This window comes from Microbispora sp. NPDC046973 (assembly GCF_040644495.1).
Taxonomy (GTDB): domain Bacteria; phylum Actinomycetota; class Actinomycetes; order Streptosporangiales; family Streptosporangiaceae; genus Microbispora.
Genome location: NZ_JBEYWQ010000005.1, coordinates 290764 through 308137, shown reverse-complemented (window position 1 = coordinate 308137; position 17374 = coordinate 290764). Strand labels below are relative to the sequence as shown.

Below are 17374 nucleotides of genomic sequence, written 5' to 3'. Positions count from 1 at the left end.
ACACTTTCCCAGCGGCGACGGCCGAACCAGGGTCTTTCGCCCACAAAACAGCGTGCCCACCGACGGTAGTCTTGGCGCCATGTCCGGCACCCGATGGCTCGACCAGGAGGAGCAGCGCACCTGGCGTTCCTACCTCCGGACGAGCCAGCTCCTCCAGGAGGCCCTCGAACGGCAGTTGCAGCGCGACTCGGGCATGCCGCACGCCTACTACATGATCCTGGTGGTCCTCTCCGAGTCGCCCGGGCGGACCATGACGATGACGGAGCTGTCCGCCATCCTCCAGTTTTCGGTCAGCCGCCTGTCCCACGCCGTCTCGCGGCTGGAGGAGAAGGGCTGGGTGCGGCGGCTCAAGCGGCCGGAGGACCGGCGCACGACCGTCGCCGAGCTGACCGACGAGGGCTTCGCCGCACTCGAGGATGCGGCGCCGGGCCACGTCGAGGAGGTTCGCCGGGTGCTGTTCGACCCCCTCACCCCCGGCCAGGTGCGGCAATTCGGCGAGATCCTCGACACGATCCTGTCGGCCTTCGAGTACCAGCGGGCCGCGGAGGCCGAGCGCCCCCGTGCGCTCGACGCCGCCGCCCAGTGAACGCCGCCGCCCGGTGAACGCCGCCGCCCGGTGAACGGCGCCGGTCCGTCACCCGACGGCCGGCACCTGCTCGGGCGGCACCTGCTCGGGCGGCAGGGCGAAGTGGACGCGGATGCTCGTCCCCCGCGGGTGCCGGTGGATGCGGACCAGGTCGGCGAACTCGTGGGCGACGAGCAGGCCGCGACCATGGGTGGCGTGGTCGGGGGGCGGCACCCGCCCCGCGAGCGGGTCGGCGATCCGGCCGCCGTCGTCGATCTGGCACACCAGCGTCCCGTGCTCGGTCCAGACCGTCAGCGTGCCGGCCCCGTCGGTGTACTCCCCGGTGTTGGTGGCCAGCTCGTTCACGGCGATGAGCATCTCGGTCAGGCGCCGCCCCCCGAGCCCGGCCGCGAGGGCCTCGCGGGACAGGAACGCGCGCAGCGCCGGCAGAGCGCGCAGGCCCTCGAAGCGGTAGGCCGCCGCGGTCGGCGGAGGGGCGGGCAGCGGGACGTCGAACGCGGCGGCGGTCTCGATCGGGTCGGTGTAGACCGGGCTGTCCCAGACTCCGGTCGCGTCCTGCATCACGGGATGGGTCCGGTGCGCGTCGGCGACCGCCTCCGGACTCAGCCGCGCCACGTCGTACGGGCACAGGATCGCGGCCTCCTCGGCGGCGAAGACCGCGTTGATGAGGGCCTCGTGCTGGGCGCAGGCGGGATACTCGATCTCGCTGCGCCCGTCCCAGATGGGCTCGCCGATGATCCAGACGCGCCGGCCCGTGTGCTCGCGCCGGAAGGCGAGCAGGACCGACGGGATGATCCGCCCCGGGTTGCGGCCCGCGACGCTCATGTCCCTGAAGACGACCCGATGGGCGTCGCTCCCGAGGCGGGCCCGGATCAGCTCGCCGTTGCCGCCCGGCACGGCGACCATCGCGGGCTCCTCGGCGGCCAGAGCCCGCCGGAGGAAGGCGGCGCATTCCGTGGCGTACTCGTCCTCGTCCCGATACAGCAGCCCGATGTGGTCGAACCCGGTCATGCCGTCACCTCCGCGCGGTCGACCGCTCCAAGGATCTCCTCGCCGCCCAGCACCTGTAACAGCCGGGCGACCTGAGGTGGACACCCGACCACTCTGATCCCTCCGGGAAGGGCACGGTGGCTCTCGATCAGCAGCCGTGCGACCGCCGCGTCGGCGAAGCGCAGCTCCGACAGGTCGACGGTCAGCGGCCCGCGCGCGTCCGGCAGGTCCTCCCGCAGTCCGGCGAGCGTGGCGGCGAGCGCCTCCCGGTTGGACGCGTCGGCCTCGCCGGAGAGGGCGAGGCCGGGTGGAACGGCCGTCCGCCGCATGCGCAACAGCGGGGCCCAGCTCTCGTCCGGCCCGGGGCCGAGCCGGGAGGGGTGGGCGGCGGAGATCCGGTCGAGCGCCTCCGGCGGCATCGTCCGCCGGTCGTACAGGCACATGGCGAGGGCCTGGCCGCCGGAGAAGACCCGGTTGACCTCGGCCTCGTACCAGTGGAGGCGCTCGGCGCCGGGGATCTGCGAGGCCCCCCAGGCCATGTCGCCCAGCGCCCACAGGCCGGTGTAGCCCGCGTCGAGAGCCTCCGCGAGCGCCCGCCGCCAGCCGCCGACCGCCGCCTCGGGGTCGAAGGAGCCCGACGCCAGGTAGGTGTCCCCCGCGGCGTACACCTGCAGTGCGCCGGTTTCGCACAGCGCCCGGGCGTCCACGCCCTGGGTCACGAGCTCGTCCACGGCCTTCTCCGGGGAGCCGGCGGAGAAGGCGACGACCCTGTTGCCGCCGCCGACGCCGGCGCGGACGAACCGGGCGACGGCGGTGAGCCGCTGCGCCTCGTCGTCGTAGACGGTGCACACGTGATCGCCGGCGACCAGCCGGTCGAACAGGGACGGGACCATGGCGTCCACCTCATAACACGCCGCCTGGGGAATGCGGGCGCCCCCAGGCTATAGGCGTCCCCGCCTCAGGGAGGACCTTCGCCGCCGATCCTCCCTGAGGCGGGGCCGGGGGCTCAGGCGCCGGGCGGGTCGGGGTGGAGCATGAGCAGCACGGCCCGGTTGCGCTCGTCGTGGCCCCGGTAGACGTGGGGCCGGGAGGCCTCGAACCGCAGGGAGTCGCCCTCCGACAGGTCCACCGGCGCGTCGGCGGGCCCGGCCGTGATCCGGCCGCCCGTGAGGACCAGGCACTCCTCGACGCCGGGCAGATGAGGCTGCGACTCCTGCCCGTTCGCGGCCACCTCGATCGCGTAGACCTCCACGGTGCCGCGCAGCCGGATGCGGTGCAGCAGGCGGGCGCCCACGGCGTCGCCGGTCACGGCGGGCCGCTCGTCGTCCGCGCGCACGACCTCCACGACGGGAGCCGGCGGCTCGATCAGCTCCCCCAGTGAGACCTTGAGCGCGGTGGCGAGGGCCCACAGCGTGCCGAGGGTGGGGTTGCCCGCGCCCTGTTCGATACCGTGCAGGGTCGTCTTGCTGATCCCGCCCGCCGCCGCGAGGTCCGCCAGGGAGATGCCGGCCGCGTTCCGCAGCCGGTGGACGTTGTCGCCGACCACTTGCGCCATGTTCACGCGTATCAGCATAGTGGTACGCGAGTATCAGCAAAACGAACGGAGTGCTCATGACCGTGTCCCGGCTCCGCGACATCCCGGGCATCGGGGTCGACCTCGTCGGCGACGCCGCCGACGCGGCGGACGATCCGGAACTGCTGCGGCTGGAGAACCTGGACACCGACCTCCGGCCGCCCGCCGTCGCGATCGAGGCGACCCGGGCCGCCCTCGACGACGACGCGGCCAACAGCTATCTGCCGTTCCAGGGCCGCCGCTCCCTGCGTACGGCCGCCGCCGCGCACGTCGGCCGCATGGCAGGGCGCTCGTACGACCCCGGCACCGAGTGCGTCAGCGTGGCGGGCGGGCTCAACGGCGTGCTGAACACGCTGCTCGCCACCGTCGAGCCGGGGCGGGAGGTCGTGCTGTGCGACCCCGTCTACGCGGGGCTGGTCAACCGGGTGCGGCTGGCGGGAGGCGTCCCCCGCTTCGTGCCCGCCAGGGCCACGACCGGAGGCTGGACGCTCGACCCGGAGGAGCTGGCCGCCGCGGTCACCGGACGGACCGCCGCGGTGCTGATGATGAGCCCGCTCATGCCGACCGGGCTCGTGCTCGACGACCGCCACTGGGCGGCGCTCGCCGCCGCCTGTCAGCGGCACGACGCCTGGCTGATCTACGACGCCGCGATGGAGCGCATCCGCTTCGACGGACGGCCGCCGAGCCACCCCGCCGCCCGCGACGACCTGGCCGGCCGCACGATCACCGTCGGCTCGGCGTCGAAGGAGCTGCGGCTCATCGGCTGGCGGGTCGGCTGGGTGGTGGGGCCGGCCGCCGTCCTCGCCGACATCCGCCTGGTCGGCCTCACCAACGTCGTGTGCCAGGTGGGGATCGCCCAGGAGGCGGTGGCGGCCGCCCTGGACGACCCGGGCGCCGAGGCGGACGTGGCGGCGGCCACCGCGGTGTGGGCACGCCGCCGGGACGCCGTCCTGCGCGAACTGGCCGACTATCCGGTCGTCCCGCCGCACGGCGGCTGGTCCGCCCTGGTCGACACCCGCCCGCTCGGGCTGACGCCCGCCGAGCTGTCCCGGCTGCTGTTCGAACGCGGCAGGGTCGCCGCCACGCCCATGGACGGCTGGGGCCCGTCGGGGGCGCACTACCTGCGGCTCGTGTTCGCCAACGAGCCGGTCGAACGGCTGGCCGGGCTCGGCGAGCGCTTCCGCCGCGCGATCGGCTGACCCTCAGGCGTCCGGGTTGTGCCGTGCTTTCAGCTTGTCCGTGCTTCCGGGTTGTGTCGTGCGATGGCGGCGTTGAGTGCGGTGGCGAAGACCGTCCATCCGGCGTACGGCAGCAGCAGAAGCCCGGCCGTACGGTCCTGCCGGAGGAGGCGGCGGGTCAGCAGGGCGTTCGACACGTTGAGCGCGAGGATCTCCGCGAGCGCGAGGCGGGGGTTGTCCGCGCTCATGCGGGGATGTGGTTGCGCAGGCGCAGCGCGTCGGGATACGGGGACAGGTAGGTCTGGTCGCGGAGGTACCGCGCGTGGACGTCCCCCGCGCCCCTCGCGTGGTGCCTGAGCAGGGCGAGCGGCACCGCGAGGGCGACCCTGCGGACCTGGTACGACGCGATCACCTCGGCCAGGTCGGCCCGGCGGGCCGGGTCGAGCTCCCGGCCGATCATGCCGAGGCAGTGGTGCAGGACGTTGACGTGGCGCCCGACCGTGGCCCTGGCGGCGAGCGCCGCGCGGAACGCCCGGCCGTACTCGCGGGCCAGCGACTCCCGTGGCCGCTCGCCCGCCGCGGCCACGAGCCGCCCGATCTCCCGGTAGGCCGCGGGCGCGTGGGCGAGGATCTGCATCTTGTGCCGGGTGTGGAAGGCGACCAGGTCGCGGGGGCGCCAGTCGCCGGCCAGCAGGGCCCGCAGGCGGGCCGAGGCGAAGATCCGCTCGACGAACGCCTCGCGCAGCACGGCGTCGTGCAGCCGGCCCTCGTCCTCGACCGCCAGCTCGGGGCGGGCGGCGGTGAGCGCGGCGGCGAAGATGCCCTTCCCCCGCCGGTCGGCGGCCGCGCCGGACTCCGCGTACACGGTGATGCCGTGCAGCCCGCAACTCGGGCTCCTCGACTTGAACACGTAGCCGTCGACGTCCGCCAGACCGGCCGCGCGTCCGGCGGCGAGGGCGGTCATCGGGGCGGTCAGGTCCTCGCGCGTCCGGCGGGTGACGAGCCGTGGTCCGTCCGGGGAGCGCTCCAGGCGGAGCGTCTCACGCGGGGCGCCGAGGCCGATCTCGATCTCGGGGCAGACCGGCACCCAGTCCACGTGCTCCGCCAGCTCCTCGGTCAGGAACCGGTCACGGCTGTGGCCGCCGTTGAACCGCACGGGTGCGCCGAGCAGGCAGCTCGACACGGCGACCCTGGGCCTGATCCCTTCCGCGGGTTCCATGATCAGGCCGCCGGCCGGAGCAGGGCGGACAGGCGGTGCAGGCCGCGCGCCGTACGCGCCTTGACCGTGCCGAGCGGGACCCGCAGATGCTCGGCGATCTCCCGCTGGGTCAGGTCTCCGTAGTAGGCCAGCTCGATCGCCTGGCGCTGCACCTGCGGAAGCGTGGCCAGCGCGCGGCGGATACGGTCGCGGTCGGCGAGCTCGTCGCCGTCCAACCGGCCGTCGTGCCCCGCCGGATCGGGGACCGCCTCCAGCGGCACCGTCGCCGGCGTACGCGCCCGCAGGTGGTCCACCGCGCGGTTGCGGGCGATGCCGAACAGCCAGGCCGACAGGCTGCGGGCCGGGTCGAAGCGGTGCCGGAAGCGCCACACCTCGGTGAAGACGACCTGCAGGACGTCTTCCACGTCCTGGGGCGGCACCAGTTTGCGCAGGTAGGAGCGTACGGCCGGCGAGTGCGCCCGGTAGCACTCCCCCAGCGCTCCCGTGTCTCCCGCGGCGAGGCGGAACTCCAGGGTCTCCTCCATCGGCCCCCCTTGAGCAGAATCTATTCAAAACCTATTCATAGGTGCCCGTGTTCGACGTGAGCAACCATGGGGGCCGAACACTGGTGTTAAAAATGCGTCAAAGAGGTCGAATCACCGCAGAGTGGTCATTACCGCCGAGATGGCGTCACGAAACGTGTTCACCCGGACGACCTGCGTAGGCAGGCCGTCCCACCACCCGGGGCCGCCGACGACGACGCGGCAGGCGGGGCGGAGCCCGGGGAGACCGGCCAGCGGGGCCGGATCGCCCGTCTCCCGGATCTGCGACCACACGAACACCGCAGCGGGACCGAGGCGGCGCATCGCGTCCGCCAGCGCGGTGTACGGCGTGCGCGCCCCGAGCAGGCGGGTCTCCACCCCGAGCGCGCCGAGCGCGGCGGCCAGCGCGTGGATCGGCAGCGCGTGCTGCTCCTCCTCCGCACCGGCCAGCAGGACGGGACGGGGATGCACGGGCGAGGGCGCACGCGCCGAGAACCGCGCCAGTGCGGCCTGCAGCCGATCGGAGAACAGGTGCTCGACCTCGATCCCGGCACCGGTGTCCTGCTGCCTGCGGCTGACGGCCGCGAACACCGGCAGCACGAGCCGCTCCCAGGTCCACACCACGCCGTGCGCGGCCAGTGCCGCGTCCAGTCCCGCGTTCACGGTCGCGGCGTCCAGCGCCGCCGCCGCACGGGCCAGCATGGCCGCCGACAGCAACCCGGGTTCCGCGGCCGGCCGTACGGCGGGGGCGGGCGGCATCGCGCCCTCCGGCGATCTGGAGGACTCCGGCGGCCTGTGGGACTCCGGCAGCCTAAGGAACTCCGGCGCCCCGGGGGACTCCGGCCGCCCGGGCGACTCGGGCGGCGCGGCGGCCCTCTCCCCCGCCGGCCCCGCCGGGGACGCCGCCCGCTCCCCGGCGGCGGGCCGCGGCCGCAGCGCCTGCCTGGCGGCGTCGGCGGGGGGCATCCCGGCCCGGATCAGCCGGTTCATCTCCTCAAGGCGGCGCAGGTCCGCGTCGTCGTAGCGGCGGTGCCCGCCCGGGCTGCGCCTGCTCGGGCCGATGCCGTACCTGAGGTTCCACGTGCGCAGCGTGGACGCGGGCACGCCGAGCCGCCGGGAGACGGCGCCGATGCCGTAGCCCGGCTCCTCCTCGGTGGCGTTCTCGCCGGCCCCCGGCCCGCCCTCGCGCGTCACGTGCTCACCCCGTGTCCGTCCGTCCGGTCGTCGCGGCCGCCCGCCGTCCTCCGGCCACCCGCACGCCCTCCATGTCACCGGCCCGCGCACGGTGCTCCCGGCCGCCCCTGACCTTGTTTCGGCGCGGCGGCCCGGCACGGATGCAACCGCCGGAGCGGGCGGGCGCGAAAACTCTACTGACGGCGCCGCCGATCACCGTAACGATCGAAGGAGCAGTGCGCATGCTGACGTTGACCCGCGAGACCGGCGGCGTTCGGGACGACACGCGGGAGCCGTTCGATCGCCGCCTTTCGGGCCTGTTCGACCGCGCCCTGGACGAGCTGCTCCGGCGCGAGATGAGCCGGCTGTCCTTCCTCGACGCCGACGACCGTGAGGTGCTGCGGCGGCACCTCGCCGACTTCGTCGCACGCGGCGGCAGGCGGCTGCGGCCGGCGTTCGTGTACTGGGGCCATCGGGCCTCCGGCGGTTCGCCCGACGACCTCGGGGCCGTGCTGGCGGCGGGCTGCTCGATCGAGCTCCTCCACGCGTGCGCGCTGATCCTCGACGACGTGATGGACGAGTCGCCCCTCCGGCGCGGCCGGCCGGCCGCCCACCTGGCCCTCGCGGAGCGCCACCGGGAGCTCGGCTGGGCCGGGTCGTCGCGCCGGTTCGGAGAGTCGGCCGCCATCCTGCTCGGCGTGCTCGCCTTCACGTGGGCCGACTCCGCGCTGCTGGCCGACCGCCGCAGGCTGGCCGACGCCCTGGAGGTCTTCACCCAGCTGCGCGTGGAGCTGGTCGCCGGGCAGTACCTCGACCTGACCTGCGCCGCCCGGGGCGGCGGCGACCGCCGGGAGGCCCGGCTGATCTCGACGTACAAGTCGGGCAAGTACACGGTCGAGCGGCCGCTGCACCTCGGCCACGCCATCGCCGGAGGCGAGCCCGGGCTGCGCCGGGTCCTCAGCGCGTACGCGCTCCCGTTGGGTGAGGCGTTCCAGCTCCGCGACGACGTCCTCGGCGTCTTCGGCGACCCGGCGCAGACCGGCAAGCCCGCCGGGGCCGACCTGCTGCAGGGCAAGCGGACCTACCTGCTGACGCTGGCCCGCGAACGGGCCGACGGCCCGGGAGCCGCGCTGCTCGACGCGCTGCCGGGGACGGGCGAGGCGCGGGCGGACCGCCTGGCCGCGGCCCGGGAGGTGATCTCCGCGACCGGCGCGCTGGAGGCGGTCGAGCGGCGCATCCGCGGCCTGACCGAGTACGCGGGCGAGGCGCTGTCCGGGGCGGACATCCCCGCGGACGCCCGGGCGGCCCTGCTCGGTCTCGCCCGCCGCGCCGCCCAGCCCGGTCCCGCTCCCCGGACGCGTCCGGCTCCCCAGACGTGTCCGGCTCCTCTGGCCGGCCCCGCTCCCGAGGACGGCTCCGCTTGTCCGCCCGGCTCCGCCGAGCCCGCTGCCGGCGGGGCGGGCCGATGACCGCGGGCGGGCCGATCGTGGTGATCGGCGCCGGGCTGGGCGGCCTGTCCGCCGCGATGCGCCTGGCCGGGGCGGGCCGTGAGGTGACGGTCGTGGAGGCGGCCGACGCGCCCGGGGGCTGCTGCGGCACCGCGACCCTGGGCTCCCACCGCTTCGACACCGGGCCCTCGGTGCTGACCATGCCGGGGGTGCTGGCCGACACCTTCGCCGCCGCCGGGCAGGATCTGGAGCGCTGGCTGCCGCTGCGGCGGCTCGATCCGTACTACCGGCTGACCTTCCACGACGGATCGCGGCTCGACGTGGTGGCGGGGGCCGACGCGATGGCCGAGCAGGTGCGGGCGCTGTGCGGCCCCGCGGAGGCCGGGCGCTACCGGCGGTTCCGGCGCCTGCTGGGAGAGATGTTCGAGGCCGAGTGGAGCGCGTTCATCGACCGGGACATGACCCGGCTGCGCGCGCTGGCCCGGCCGTACGCGCTGATGCGGCTGGCCGCGCTCGGTGGCTTCCGCCGGCTGGACGGGCTCGTGCGGCGTCACCTCACCGACGAGCGGCTGATCAGGGCGCACACCTTCCAGGCGCTGTACGTCGGCCTGTCGCCGCGCCGCGCCCTCGGCATATACGCGGTGATCGCCCACATGGACACGGTCGGCGGGGTCTACTTCCCGCGGGAGGGCGGCATGCACGCCGTCCCCCGGGCCATGGCCGCCGCAGCCGAGAAGGCAGGGGCGGTCTTCCGGTACGGCGTGCGGGCCACGCGGATCGAGACCGACGGGGCGGGGGTGGCCGCCGTCCGCCTCGACACCGGCGAACGGCTCGCGGCCCGGCACGCCGTGGTGGCCTTCGACCTGGTGCGGGCGCACGGCCGGCGGGGCGGCGACGGCCTGCTGCCTGAGGAGGCGGCCGACTGGCGGCTGCGGCGGCCCCGCTTCTCTCCCTCCTGCCTGGTGGCCCACTTCGCGCTCGACCGGCGCCCGGAGGGGCAGGCCCATCACACCCTGCACTTCGGGCGGGAGTGGGAGACGACGTTCGCGGCGCTGGAGGCGGGCAGGCCGCAGCCGGACCCGAGCCTGCTGGTCACCTGTCCTCACAACCACGGGCCTCACAACCACGGGCCTCACAACCACGGGCCCCACAACCACGGGCCGGCCGGCGGCGGCCCCGCCGTGCTCAGCGTGCTGGAACCCACCGCGAACACGCGGGGCGGCGCCGACTGGACCACCCTCACCCCCCGTCTCCTGGACCGGATGGTCGACCGGCTCGACCGCCTCGGGTACGGCGATCTGTCCGGCACGCCCCGGCTGGTGTTCGATCCCCCCGCCTGGCGGCGGCGCGGCCACTCGGCCGGCACGCCCTTCGCGCTCGACGCCCGGTTCACCCAGACCGCGTGGTTCCGCCCGTCCGGGGCGGCCCGGCGGGTTCCCGGCCTCCACTTCGCCGGCATGTACACGGCTCCCGGGGTCGGGGTGCCGCCCGTACTGATCTCCGGCCGCCTGGCCGCCGAACGCATCCTGGAGAGCACCCCATGAGCACGCCGAGCACGCCGTCCGGGGCGCCGGCCGCGACGCTGACGGCCGGCTACGAACGGTGCCGCAGGCTGCACGCGAGCTACGGCCGCTCGTACTACCTGGCCACCCGCCTGCTGCCCGCCTGGAAACGGCCGCACGTCCACGCGTTGTACGGCTTCGCCCGCTACGCCGACGAGATCGTCGACTCGCTCGCGCTGACCGGCGACCGGGCCGCGGCGCTGGAGCGCCTGTCCTCCCGGCTCGCGGCAGCGCTGGACGGCGACCGCGTCCGCGATCCGGTGCTCCCCGCGTTCACGCACACGGTGCGGGCGTTCGCGATCGACCAGGCCGACGTGCGGGCGTTCCTCGCGTCCATGCGCGCCGACCTCACCGTGCACCGGTACGCGACCTACGACGACCTGCTGGGATACATGGAGGGGTCGGCGGCGGTCATCGGGACGATGATGCTGCCGGTGCTGGAGGCGCTGCCGGGCGAGGAGGCGCGGGCCCACGAGCCCGCCCGCCAGCTCGGGCTGGCCTTCCAGCTCACGAACTTCATCCGCGACGTCCGCGAGGACCTGGCGCGGGGCCGCGTCTACCTGCCGCTGTCGGACCTCGACAAGTTCGGCGTGACCGAGGACGACCTGGCCGCGCCGTACGCCGCGCCGGCCGTGCGGGAGCTGGTGGCCTACGAGTGCGACCGCGCCCGCGACCACTACCGGCGGGCCCGCGACGGGATCGAGCTGCTCGCGCCGTCGTCCCGGCCGTGCATCCGGGCGGCGTACGAGCTGTACGGCGGCATCCTGGACGAGGTCGAGGCGGCCGGGCACGACGTGCTGGCCAGGCGGGCCAGGGTGCCCCGGCGGCGCAGGCTCGCGATCTTCGCCAGGCACCTGCTCGCCGCGCGCGCCGCCGCGCAGGCCGAGCGCCGTGTGGAGGTGGCCTGACATGGATCCCGAGCAGGATCCCGAGCAGGATCCCGGGCAGGACGCCGCGCCGGGCGCCGGTCCGGTCCCCGGGCCGAGGATTCCCGCCCGCGATCCGGACGCGACGTCCCGGCCGGTCGTGGTGGACGCCATGGGCGGCGACCACGGGCCCGCGGAGATCGTGCGGGGCGCGGTCGAGGCGTGGCGAGAGCACGGCGTGCCGGTCGTCCTCGTCGGCCGGGCCGGGGTCGTACGCGAGGAACTGGCCCGGGCCGGGGCCGCGGGCGAGATCGACGTCGCGCACGCCGCCGACGTCGTGCCGATGACCGAGCGGGGCGCGGGCGCGGTCCGCAAGGTCTGCTCCAGCCTGGCCGTCGGCTTCGACCTCGTGCGGGACGGAGCGGGCGCGGCCTTCGTGTCGGCGGGGTCCACCGGGGCCGTGGTCGCCTGCGCGGTCGACCGGCTGGGCACCGCGCCCGCCGTGCTGCGCCCCGCGCTGGCCGTGGCGCTGCCGACGACGGCGGGCGGGGCCACCGTACTGATCGACGCCGGCGCGACCATGGACCCGACGCCCGAGATGATCGCCCAGTTCGCGCTGCTCGGGGCGTCGTACGCGCAGCTCGTGCTGGATGTGGCCGACCCCCGCGTCGGGCTGCTGTCCATCGGCGCGGAGCCCGGCAAGGGCAACCGGCTGAGCCGCCAAGCCGAGACCCTGCTGCGCGGCATGCCGCTGCGTTTCCACGGCAACGTCGAGGGCGGCGACGTGCTCACCGGGGCCGTCGACGTGATCGTCACCGACGGCTTCACCGGCAACATCGTGCTGAAGAACGTGGAGGGGACCGTGCGCGCCACGCTCGCCCTCGCGGCGGCGGAGGGCGTGGCCGGGTCCGCCGGCCTCGGCCGGGTGGCGCGGCGCTACGCCCCCGAGACGCACGGCGGCGCGGCCCTGCTCGGGCTCGCCCGCACCGTCGTCGTGGCCCACGGCTCCTCCCGGGCCGCGACGATCACCAGGGCCTGCGTGGTGGCGCGCGACCTGGCCGAGGGCGAGGTCGTGGCCCGCCTCGGCGACCGTCTCGCCATCCACCCCGGGCGGTGACCGCACCCGCCGCCGGGCCCGGCTCCGGCCCGCGTTCCGGCCCACCTTCCGGATCATCGGGACGCCCGAGCGGCCTGCCGGACCGCTCAGCGGTCGGCGGGCGGACCGGCGAGGGGGTCGGCCAGGGGGTCGGCGCCGTCCCAGGTGCCCGCGCTGGCGTACGGGATGAACCGGGCGAACAGCTCTTCCGAGTACCAGTCGTGAGCACGGACCCGCTCGACGACCTCGCGGTGTGCCCGCCCGGCGTAGGCGAAGGCGCGTACGGCGGCGGCGTCGCGCCACAGGGAGAAGGTCGCCTGCCTGGCCAGCGGCCACTCGCCCAGCCCGACGGAGGCGAGGCAGCCCTCCTGGGCCCGCAGCGACCGGTCGACGGCGGGTGCGGACCGGTAGAACGCCGGCAGCCGCGACGGCCGGATCGACGCCCGGGTCAGCACCGCCACCGGACCGGGGTGCACGCCGCCGGTCACGAGGGTGAACGGCTCGACGCCGTTCCAGCGTCCGCGCGAGGCCGTCGGCGCGAGCCGTACGCTCCAGGTCTCGATCGCCTCGCGCCGCCACCTGGCGGGGATCGGCGAGCGTGCCAGGAACTCCTCCAGCGCCCGCTCGTCCCGCCAGACGGCGAGCAGCGCCCAGCGGCGCAGATCGGCGCCGAGGGTCGTCGACGGCCCCCGGCCCGTGCCGAGCAGCCGCCAGAACAGCAGCCCCCCGGTGCGGCGCAGCACCGGGCGGTCGAAGGCCATATGACGCATCGCCCCCCGGTCGGCGTATCTCTGGAGGTGGAACGTGACGACGCTCCCGCCGCTCGTCCCCGTGCTGGTGGCGCTCATCGGCGGCTACCTTCTCGGCTCGATCCCGGTGGCGGTGCTGGTCTCGGGGCGGCGGGGCGTCGATCCCCGGGAGGTGGGCGACCGCAACCCCGGCTTCTGGAACGTCCGCGAACGGCTCGGCCGCCGGGCCGCCGCGCCGGTCTTCGCCGGCGACATGGCCAAGGGCGCGCTCGCCGGGCTGCTCGGGCTGCTGGCGGGGGGCGCGCACACGACCGGGCCGGGAGTGGTCGCCGGCCCGAGCGCCCCGGCCGCGTACCTGGCGGTGGGGGCCGCGATGATCGGGCACGCCTGGCCGGTCTTCGCCGGGTTCCGCGGCGGGCGGTCGGTGCTGACCTTCGCGGGCGGCATCGCGGTGATCTGCCCGCCCGCGTTCGTGCTCGCGCTCGCCCTTCTGGGGGTGACGTTCCTGGTCACGCGGTCGTTCGCGATCGGGGCCAGGGCCGGGGTCTTCGCGATCCCGCTGCTGCAACTGCCGTTCGCGCCGATCGGCCACGTCGCCGCGACCGGCGCGCTGATGTGCCTCATCGGGCTGCGTTTCGGTCAGGCGGCGCTGGCCGCGCGCCGCACGTGACGGCATCGGCGAGGGCCGCGCGGCCGGGGCCGTAGGCGCGGCTCCGCCAGGTCCTGACGGGCCGCAGCGTCGCCTGCGTCAGCCGTACGGCCGTGGCCGGGTCGAGCAGGAACGACAGCATCACGCCCGCGCCCGGTCTGGCGTAGCTGCGCCGCAGCGCGGTGGTGAGCAGCACCCGTACGGCGAGCAGCGTCAGGTCGAGCCGGGTCGGCCGCCCGGCGGCCAGGCGGAGCGCCGGCAGCGCGGCGGCGAGCCAGACCACGGCGAGATCGGCCGCCTGCCAGGCGGGGCGGGTGACGTCGCGCAGCGGCAGCGAACGCCCCCACTCCCGCCACACCTCGGCCGCCGACTCGTGCATGTCGACCTCCAGCAGGTCCCCCGCGTCGAGGAAGCCGACCCTCCATCCGTCTCCGGCCAGGGCCCTGGCGAGGGCGACGTCGTCGGTCATATGACCGCGCACCCGGGCGAAGCCGTCGGCCCGCCGCATCGCCTCCCGGCGGAAGGCGAGGCACTGGCCGTTGGCCACCACCCGGTGGGGCGGCGGCGGGGCCGGGGGCCCGATGGGGCCGAACCGGTAGACCAGCGTGGCGAGGAACGACGCGTGCAGCGCCTGCTCGGCGAGGCCGTCGCAGACGAAACGCGGGCCCGCGCTGACCAGGTCGTGGTCCCCGAGGGCGGCGGCGAGCGCGTGGAAAAGGCCCGGCCGGGGCCGGGTGTCGGCGTCCAGGGTGACCACGACCTCGCCCCGCGCCTCCCGCAGCCCCTGGTGCAGCGCCCACTGCTTGCCCACCCAGCCGTCCGGCAGCGGGCGCCCGCGCACCACCCTCGCCCCGCGGGCGGCGGCGAGCCGCGCGGTGCCGTCGGAGGACTCGTCGTCCACCACGATCACCTCGGTGACGGCCGGGTCGGCCAGCACCGCCCGCAGGCAGGGGCCGAGCCGCCGCTCCTCGTCCCTGGCCGGGATGATCACCGAGATATCCGGACCTGCGGAGACACCCGGACCTGCGCCACCCGGACCTCCACCACCCGGCGTTCCGCCGCGGCCGATCCACGCCGCCGAGCCGCCGGTGCCGGGAGAGGTGTCCGGCACGGGCGCGGCGAGCGGGGGGAGGCGCCGGCGGCCGCGGGCGAGCCGCGCCAGCACGACGAGAGCGGCGGCGGCCTGGGCGGCGGTGAGCACCCGTGCGGCGGCCCCGGCCCGCGGGCGCCCGGCCGTCCCGACGGCCCCGCCGGTCCCGATGGCCCCGCCGGTCCTGGTCGTCCCGGCCGGTTCGGCCCTCACCGTCTCGCCTCCTCCGGCCGCCGCCCTGAACGGGGGAGGTCCCTGCGCACCAACGCGGCCACGATCCGCCCGCCCATCGCCACCAGCGGCAGCCCGCCTCCCGGATGCGCGGACCCGCCGACGAGGTACAGCCCGCGCCGCGGCCCCCGGTTCCCGGGGCGGCGGAAGGGGGCGAACGGGCCGCCGTACGCGCCGCCGTAGATCGCCCCGCCCCACGCGCCGTACCGGTCGCGCAGGTCGGCCGGGGTCAGCAGGTCGAGGAAGCGCAGCCGCCCGGACAGGTCGTGCCCCCGGCTCGCCAGCCGGTCGAGGACGAGCTCCGCGTACGCCTCGGGCGGCGTCGGCCAGCGCGCGGGGTCGCCCGCGGGGACGTTCACCAGCATGCTCCAGCTCTCCGCGCCGGCGGGAGCCTGGGTGGCGTCGGCCACCGCCGGGCAGCCGATGTAGACCGTGGGGTCCTCCGGAGGCCGCCGCCTGTCGAAGATGTCGCCGAACTCGCGCCGGTAGTCGGCGGAGAACACGACCGAGTGGTGCGGCAGGCCCTCGGTCCGTCCCTCCACGGCGGCGAGCATCAGGAAGGCGGACGACGACAGGCCCAGCCGGGCGATCCGGCGCAGCCGGGCACGGTCGGGCAGGAGCCGCCCGTACAGGGCGGCCGCGTCGGCATTGACGATCACGATGTCGGCCCTGACCACCTCGCCGAGGGCCGTGCGGACGCCGCCGACCCGCTCCGCGTCGGCGACGACCTCGGTGATCTCGGTCTCCAGGCGGATCTCGACGCCCGCCTCGCCGAGCGACGCGGCCAGCGCGTCGGCGAGGCGGGGCAGCCCGCCCCGCACGTACCACCCGCCGTCACCGTGCTCGATGGCGGGGACGCAGCCCAGGGCGGCGGGCGCCCGGTAGGGGTTCGACCCGGCGTAGGTGGCGTAACGGTCGGCGTACTGGCGCAGGCGGGCGTCCCGGAAGAAGCGGCCCGCCAGCGCATGCAGGGTGCGGCCCGGCGCGACCGCGGCCAGGTCGCCCAGCCGGGGGCGCGGGAGAGGTCCGCCCGGCTGCCCATCCGCCGGTCCGCCCGCCGGTCCGCCCGCCGACCGGCCCGGCCGATCGCCGGGCCGCCCGCCCGCCGGCCGGAACGGCGGCTCGATCACGGGCCCGGACGGCGGTCCCGCGAAGAAGGTGCGCGTGGAGGCGTCCAGGCAGCGCTCGGCCCAGCGATGGAACGCCCGCCAGTTGCGGCCCTCGCCCGGCGCGAGCCGGTCCACCGCCTCCGCCGTACGCTCCGGGTCGCGGTAGGTGGACAGCGTCGAGCCGTCCGCGAAGCGATAGCGGCACAACTCATCGAGTTCGAGCAGGTCGAGCGGCACACCGAGGTCCAGGAAGAGGCCGGGCAGCGTGAGCAGCGAGGGGCCGATCGAGAACGTGAACCCGGCCCGCCTGTGCTCGGCCAGCTTGCCGCCGAGCCGCGGCAGCCGCTCGTAGATCCGCACGTCGTGCCCGTCCCGCGCGAGCAGGAGGGCGGCCACCATGCCGCCGACGCCGCCCCCGACCACGATCACCTCCGCCATGCGCGCCCCCAGGCGAGCAGGGCGAAGGCGCCCATCGCGAGCCCTCCGGCGGCGGCCACGAACGGATCGGGCGGCCTGAAGACCACGGCGAAGCCGACGGTCTCCATGGTCGTCATGACCGTGTAGAGCGCGACGAGCCCGGTCGTCCCCGCCGCCTCGACGCCGTTCGCGGGCCGGTCTGCGGAGGCCCGGCCCATGACGCGGCCGACAAGCACCATGACCAGCAGAGAGACCAGCAGCCAGCCGGCGAAGTTGGCGAGCGGCACACCGCGGTAAGGTCCCGGCTCCGCCCAGACCCACAGCCCGAGCCTGAGCATCTGCGGGTCGAGGAACAGGTCCCACGCGGTGAGCGCCAGGGCTCCGGCGAGGATCGGCGTCAGCGGGCCGCGCGGCGCCACGCGGCGGGCGACGGCGTGGGCGGCCAGGCCCATGCCGCCCCAGGCAAGGGCGACGATCAGCGGGACGCCGCCCGGCCGCGGCCACAGGGCGTCGGTGTAGCGGTAGGCGCCGAAGGGCACGCCCGTCCTGGTGCCGATCCACTCGGCGGCGTAACCGGCCGCCACCGCCGCCGCGAACGCGCCCGCCGCCCTGCGCGGGGTGTGCGCCGCCGCGGCGAAGGCGAGTGCGCTCACCGCGAGCAGGACCACGACCGCGGTGGTGAGGCGCAGGTCCTGGGGCCGCAGTCCCGTCGCGATCTGGGCGGCCACCATCGCCGCCAGCGCGACCACGCCGGCCGCGTTCAGCCGCGAGCCCGCCGGCGGCCCGCTCGGCCACCCTCCGCGCCGCCCGGAGCGCGCGCCGTCAGCCTCGGCCGCCCTCTTCGCCGCGTTCTTCCCTGTGGTCTCCCACGTCTCCACGTAGGGTGATTCGAGCGCGTCCCCCTGATCGGATGCGCT

The 17374-nt window shown here is 75.9% G+C and carries 18 protein-coding genes; 7 read left to right on the top strand and 11 right to left on the bottom strand.

Going from position 1 to position 17374, the window contains the following annotated elements:
* The first annotated feature begins 79 nt into the window (after positions 1-79).
* Positions 80-586, top strand: coding sequence for a MarR family transcriptional regulator (locus ABZ860_RS13665; protein ID WP_357219518.1), 507 nt, complete (start codon positions 80-82; stop codon positions 584-586).
* Between the two features lie 48 nt (positions 587-634).
* On the opposite strand, the gene ABZ860_RS13660 is transcribed toward ABZ860_RS13665, so the two are convergent.
* The 3 genes from ABZ860_RS13660 to ABZ860_RS13650 all read right to left on the bottom strand — a co-directional run bounded on the left by ABZ860_RS13660 (position 635) and on the right by ABZ860_RS13650 (position 3131).
* Positions 635-1597, bottom strand: coding sequence for a sensor histidine kinase (locus ABZ860_RS13660; RefSeq protein ID WP_357219515.1), 963 nt, complete (start codon positions 1595-1597; stop codon positions 635-637).
* The gene (locus tag ABZ860_RS13655; RefSeq protein WP_357219513.1) at positions 1594-2469 is read right to left on the bottom strand and encodes an MEDS domain-containing protein; all 876 of its coding nucleotides are present in this window, start codon (positions 2467-2469) and stop codon (positions 1594-1596) included. The genes ABZ860_RS13660 and ABZ860_RS13655 overlap by 4 nt, the downstream gene beginning before the upstream one ends.
* A gap of 113 nt (positions 2470-2582) precedes the next feature.
* Complete coding sequence (locus tag ABZ860_RS13650) at positions 2583-3131, bottom strand: XRE family transcriptional regulator (protein ID WP_357219674.1); 549 nt, start codon at positions 3129-3131, stop codon at positions 2583-2585.
* 56 nt (positions 3132-3187) lie between these two features.
* On the opposite strand from ABZ860_RS13650, the gene ABZ860_RS13645 reads away from it, so the two are divergent.
* A complete protein-coding gene (locus ABZ860_RS13645) occupies positions 3188-4348 on the top strand; it encodes a pyridoxal phosphate-dependent aminotransferase (RefSeq protein WP_357219510.1) in 1161 nt (386 codons plus the stop codon).
* Positions 4349-4377: 29 nt separating this feature from the next.
* Here ABZ860_RS13645 and ABZ860_RS13640 read toward each other — a convergent pair whose 3' ends face one another.
* From ABZ860_RS13640 to ABZ860_RS13625, 4 genes are all read right to left on the bottom strand, one after another.
* Positions 4378-4575, bottom strand: coding sequence for a TspO/MBR family protein (locus ABZ860_RS13640; RefSeq protein ID WP_357219508.1), 198 nt, complete (start codon positions 4573-4575; stop codon positions 4378-4380).
* Entirely contained in the window at positions 4572-5546 is a 975-nt protein-coding gene (locus tag ABZ860_RS13635) for a DUF523 and DUF1722 domain-containing protein (RefSeq protein ID WP_357219506.1), read from the bottom strand. Before ABZ860_RS13635 ends, ABZ860_RS13640 begins: the two co-directional genes overlap by 4 nt.
* A gap of 2 nt (positions 5547-5548) precedes the next feature.
* Positions 5549-6070, bottom strand: coding sequence for a sigma-70 family RNA polymerase sigma factor (locus tag ABZ860_RS13630; protein WP_357219504.1), 522 nt, complete (start codon positions 6068-6070; stop codon positions 5549-5551).
* 111 nt (positions 6071-6181) lie between these two features.
* Positions 6182-7261, bottom strand: coding sequence for a MerR family transcriptional regulator (locus ABZ860_RS13625; protein ID WP_357219501.1), 1080 nt, complete (start codon positions 7259-7261; stop codon positions 6182-6184).
* A gap of 221 nt (positions 7262-7482) precedes the next feature.
* On the opposite strand from ABZ860_RS13625, the gene ABZ860_RS13620 reads away from it, so the two are divergent.
* The 4 genes from ABZ860_RS13620 to plsX are packed head-to-tail and all read left to right on the top strand — an operon-like array spanning position 7483 to position 12233.
* Positions 7483-8709, top strand: coding sequence for a polyprenyl synthetase family protein (locus ABZ860_RS13620; protein ID WP_357219499.1), 1227 nt, complete (start codon positions 7483-7485; stop codon positions 8707-8709).
* Complete coding sequence (crtI, locus tag ABZ860_RS13615) at positions 8706-10232, top strand: phytoene desaturase family protein (RefSeq protein ID WP_357219496.1); 1527 nt, start codon at positions 8706-8708, stop codon at positions 10230-10232. Before ABZ860_RS13620 ends, crtI begins: the two co-directional genes overlap by 4 nt.
* Positions 10229-11158 carry a phytoene/squalene synthase family protein gene (locus tag ABZ860_RS13610; protein WP_357219493.1) on the top strand — a complete coding sequence of 310 codons (930 nt, stop codon included), beginning with the start codon at positions 10229-10231 and terminating at the stop codon, positions 11156-11158. Before crtI ends, ABZ860_RS13610 begins: the two co-directional genes overlap by 4 nt.
* Before the next feature lies 1 nt (position 11159).
* Positions 11160-12233, top strand: coding sequence for a phosphate acyltransferase PlsX (plsX, locus tag ABZ860_RS13605; protein WP_357219491.1), 1074 nt, complete (start codon positions 11160-11162; stop codon positions 12231-12233).
* An 86-nt stretch (positions 12234-12319) separates the two neighbouring features.
* On the opposite strand, the gene ABZ860_RS13600 is transcribed toward plsX, so the two are convergent.
* The gene (locus ABZ860_RS13600; protein ID WP_357219489.1) at positions 12320-13060 is read right to left on the bottom strand and encodes a spheroidene monooxygenase; all 741 of its coding nucleotides are present in this window, start codon (positions 13058-13060) and stop codon (positions 12320-12322) included.
* Between ABZ860_RS13600 and ABZ860_RS13595 the strand changes: the two genes are divergently transcribed.
* A complete protein-coding gene (locus tag ABZ860_RS13595; RefSeq protein WP_357219486.1) occupies positions 13017-13631 on the top strand; it encodes a glycerol-3-phosphate acyltransferase in 615 nt (204 codons plus the stop codon). The two genes, ABZ860_RS13600 and ABZ860_RS13595, sit on opposite strands and share 44 nt — an antisense overlap.
* Here the strand turns inward: ABZ860_RS13595 and ABZ860_RS13590 are convergent.
* From ABZ860_RS13590 to ABZ860_RS13580, 3 genes are read right to left on the bottom strand one after another with little or no spacing between them, the layout of a single operon-like run.
* Positions 13582-14913 carry a glycosyltransferase family 2 protein gene (locus ABZ860_RS13590; protein ID WP_357219484.1) on the bottom strand — a complete coding sequence of 444 codons (1332 nt, stop codon included), beginning with the start codon at positions 14911-14913 and terminating at the stop codon, positions 13582-13584. The two genes, ABZ860_RS13595 and ABZ860_RS13590, sit on opposite strands and share 50 nt — an antisense overlap.
* Complete coding sequence (locus tag ABZ860_RS13585; protein ID WP_357219482.1) at positions 14910-16478, bottom strand: FAD-dependent oxidoreductase; 1569 nt, start codon at positions 16476-16478, stop codon at positions 14910-14912. The genes ABZ860_RS13590 and ABZ860_RS13585 overlap by 4 nt, the downstream gene beginning before the upstream one ends.
* Positions 16466-17335 carry a carotenoid biosynthesis protein gene (locus tag ABZ860_RS13580; protein WP_357219479.1) on the bottom strand — a complete coding sequence of 290 codons (870 nt, stop codon included), beginning with the start codon at positions 17333-17335 and terminating at the stop codon, positions 16466-16468. The genes ABZ860_RS13585 and ABZ860_RS13580 overlap by 13 nt, the downstream gene beginning before the upstream one ends.
* Between the last annotated feature and the right edge of the window lie 39 nt (positions 17336-17374).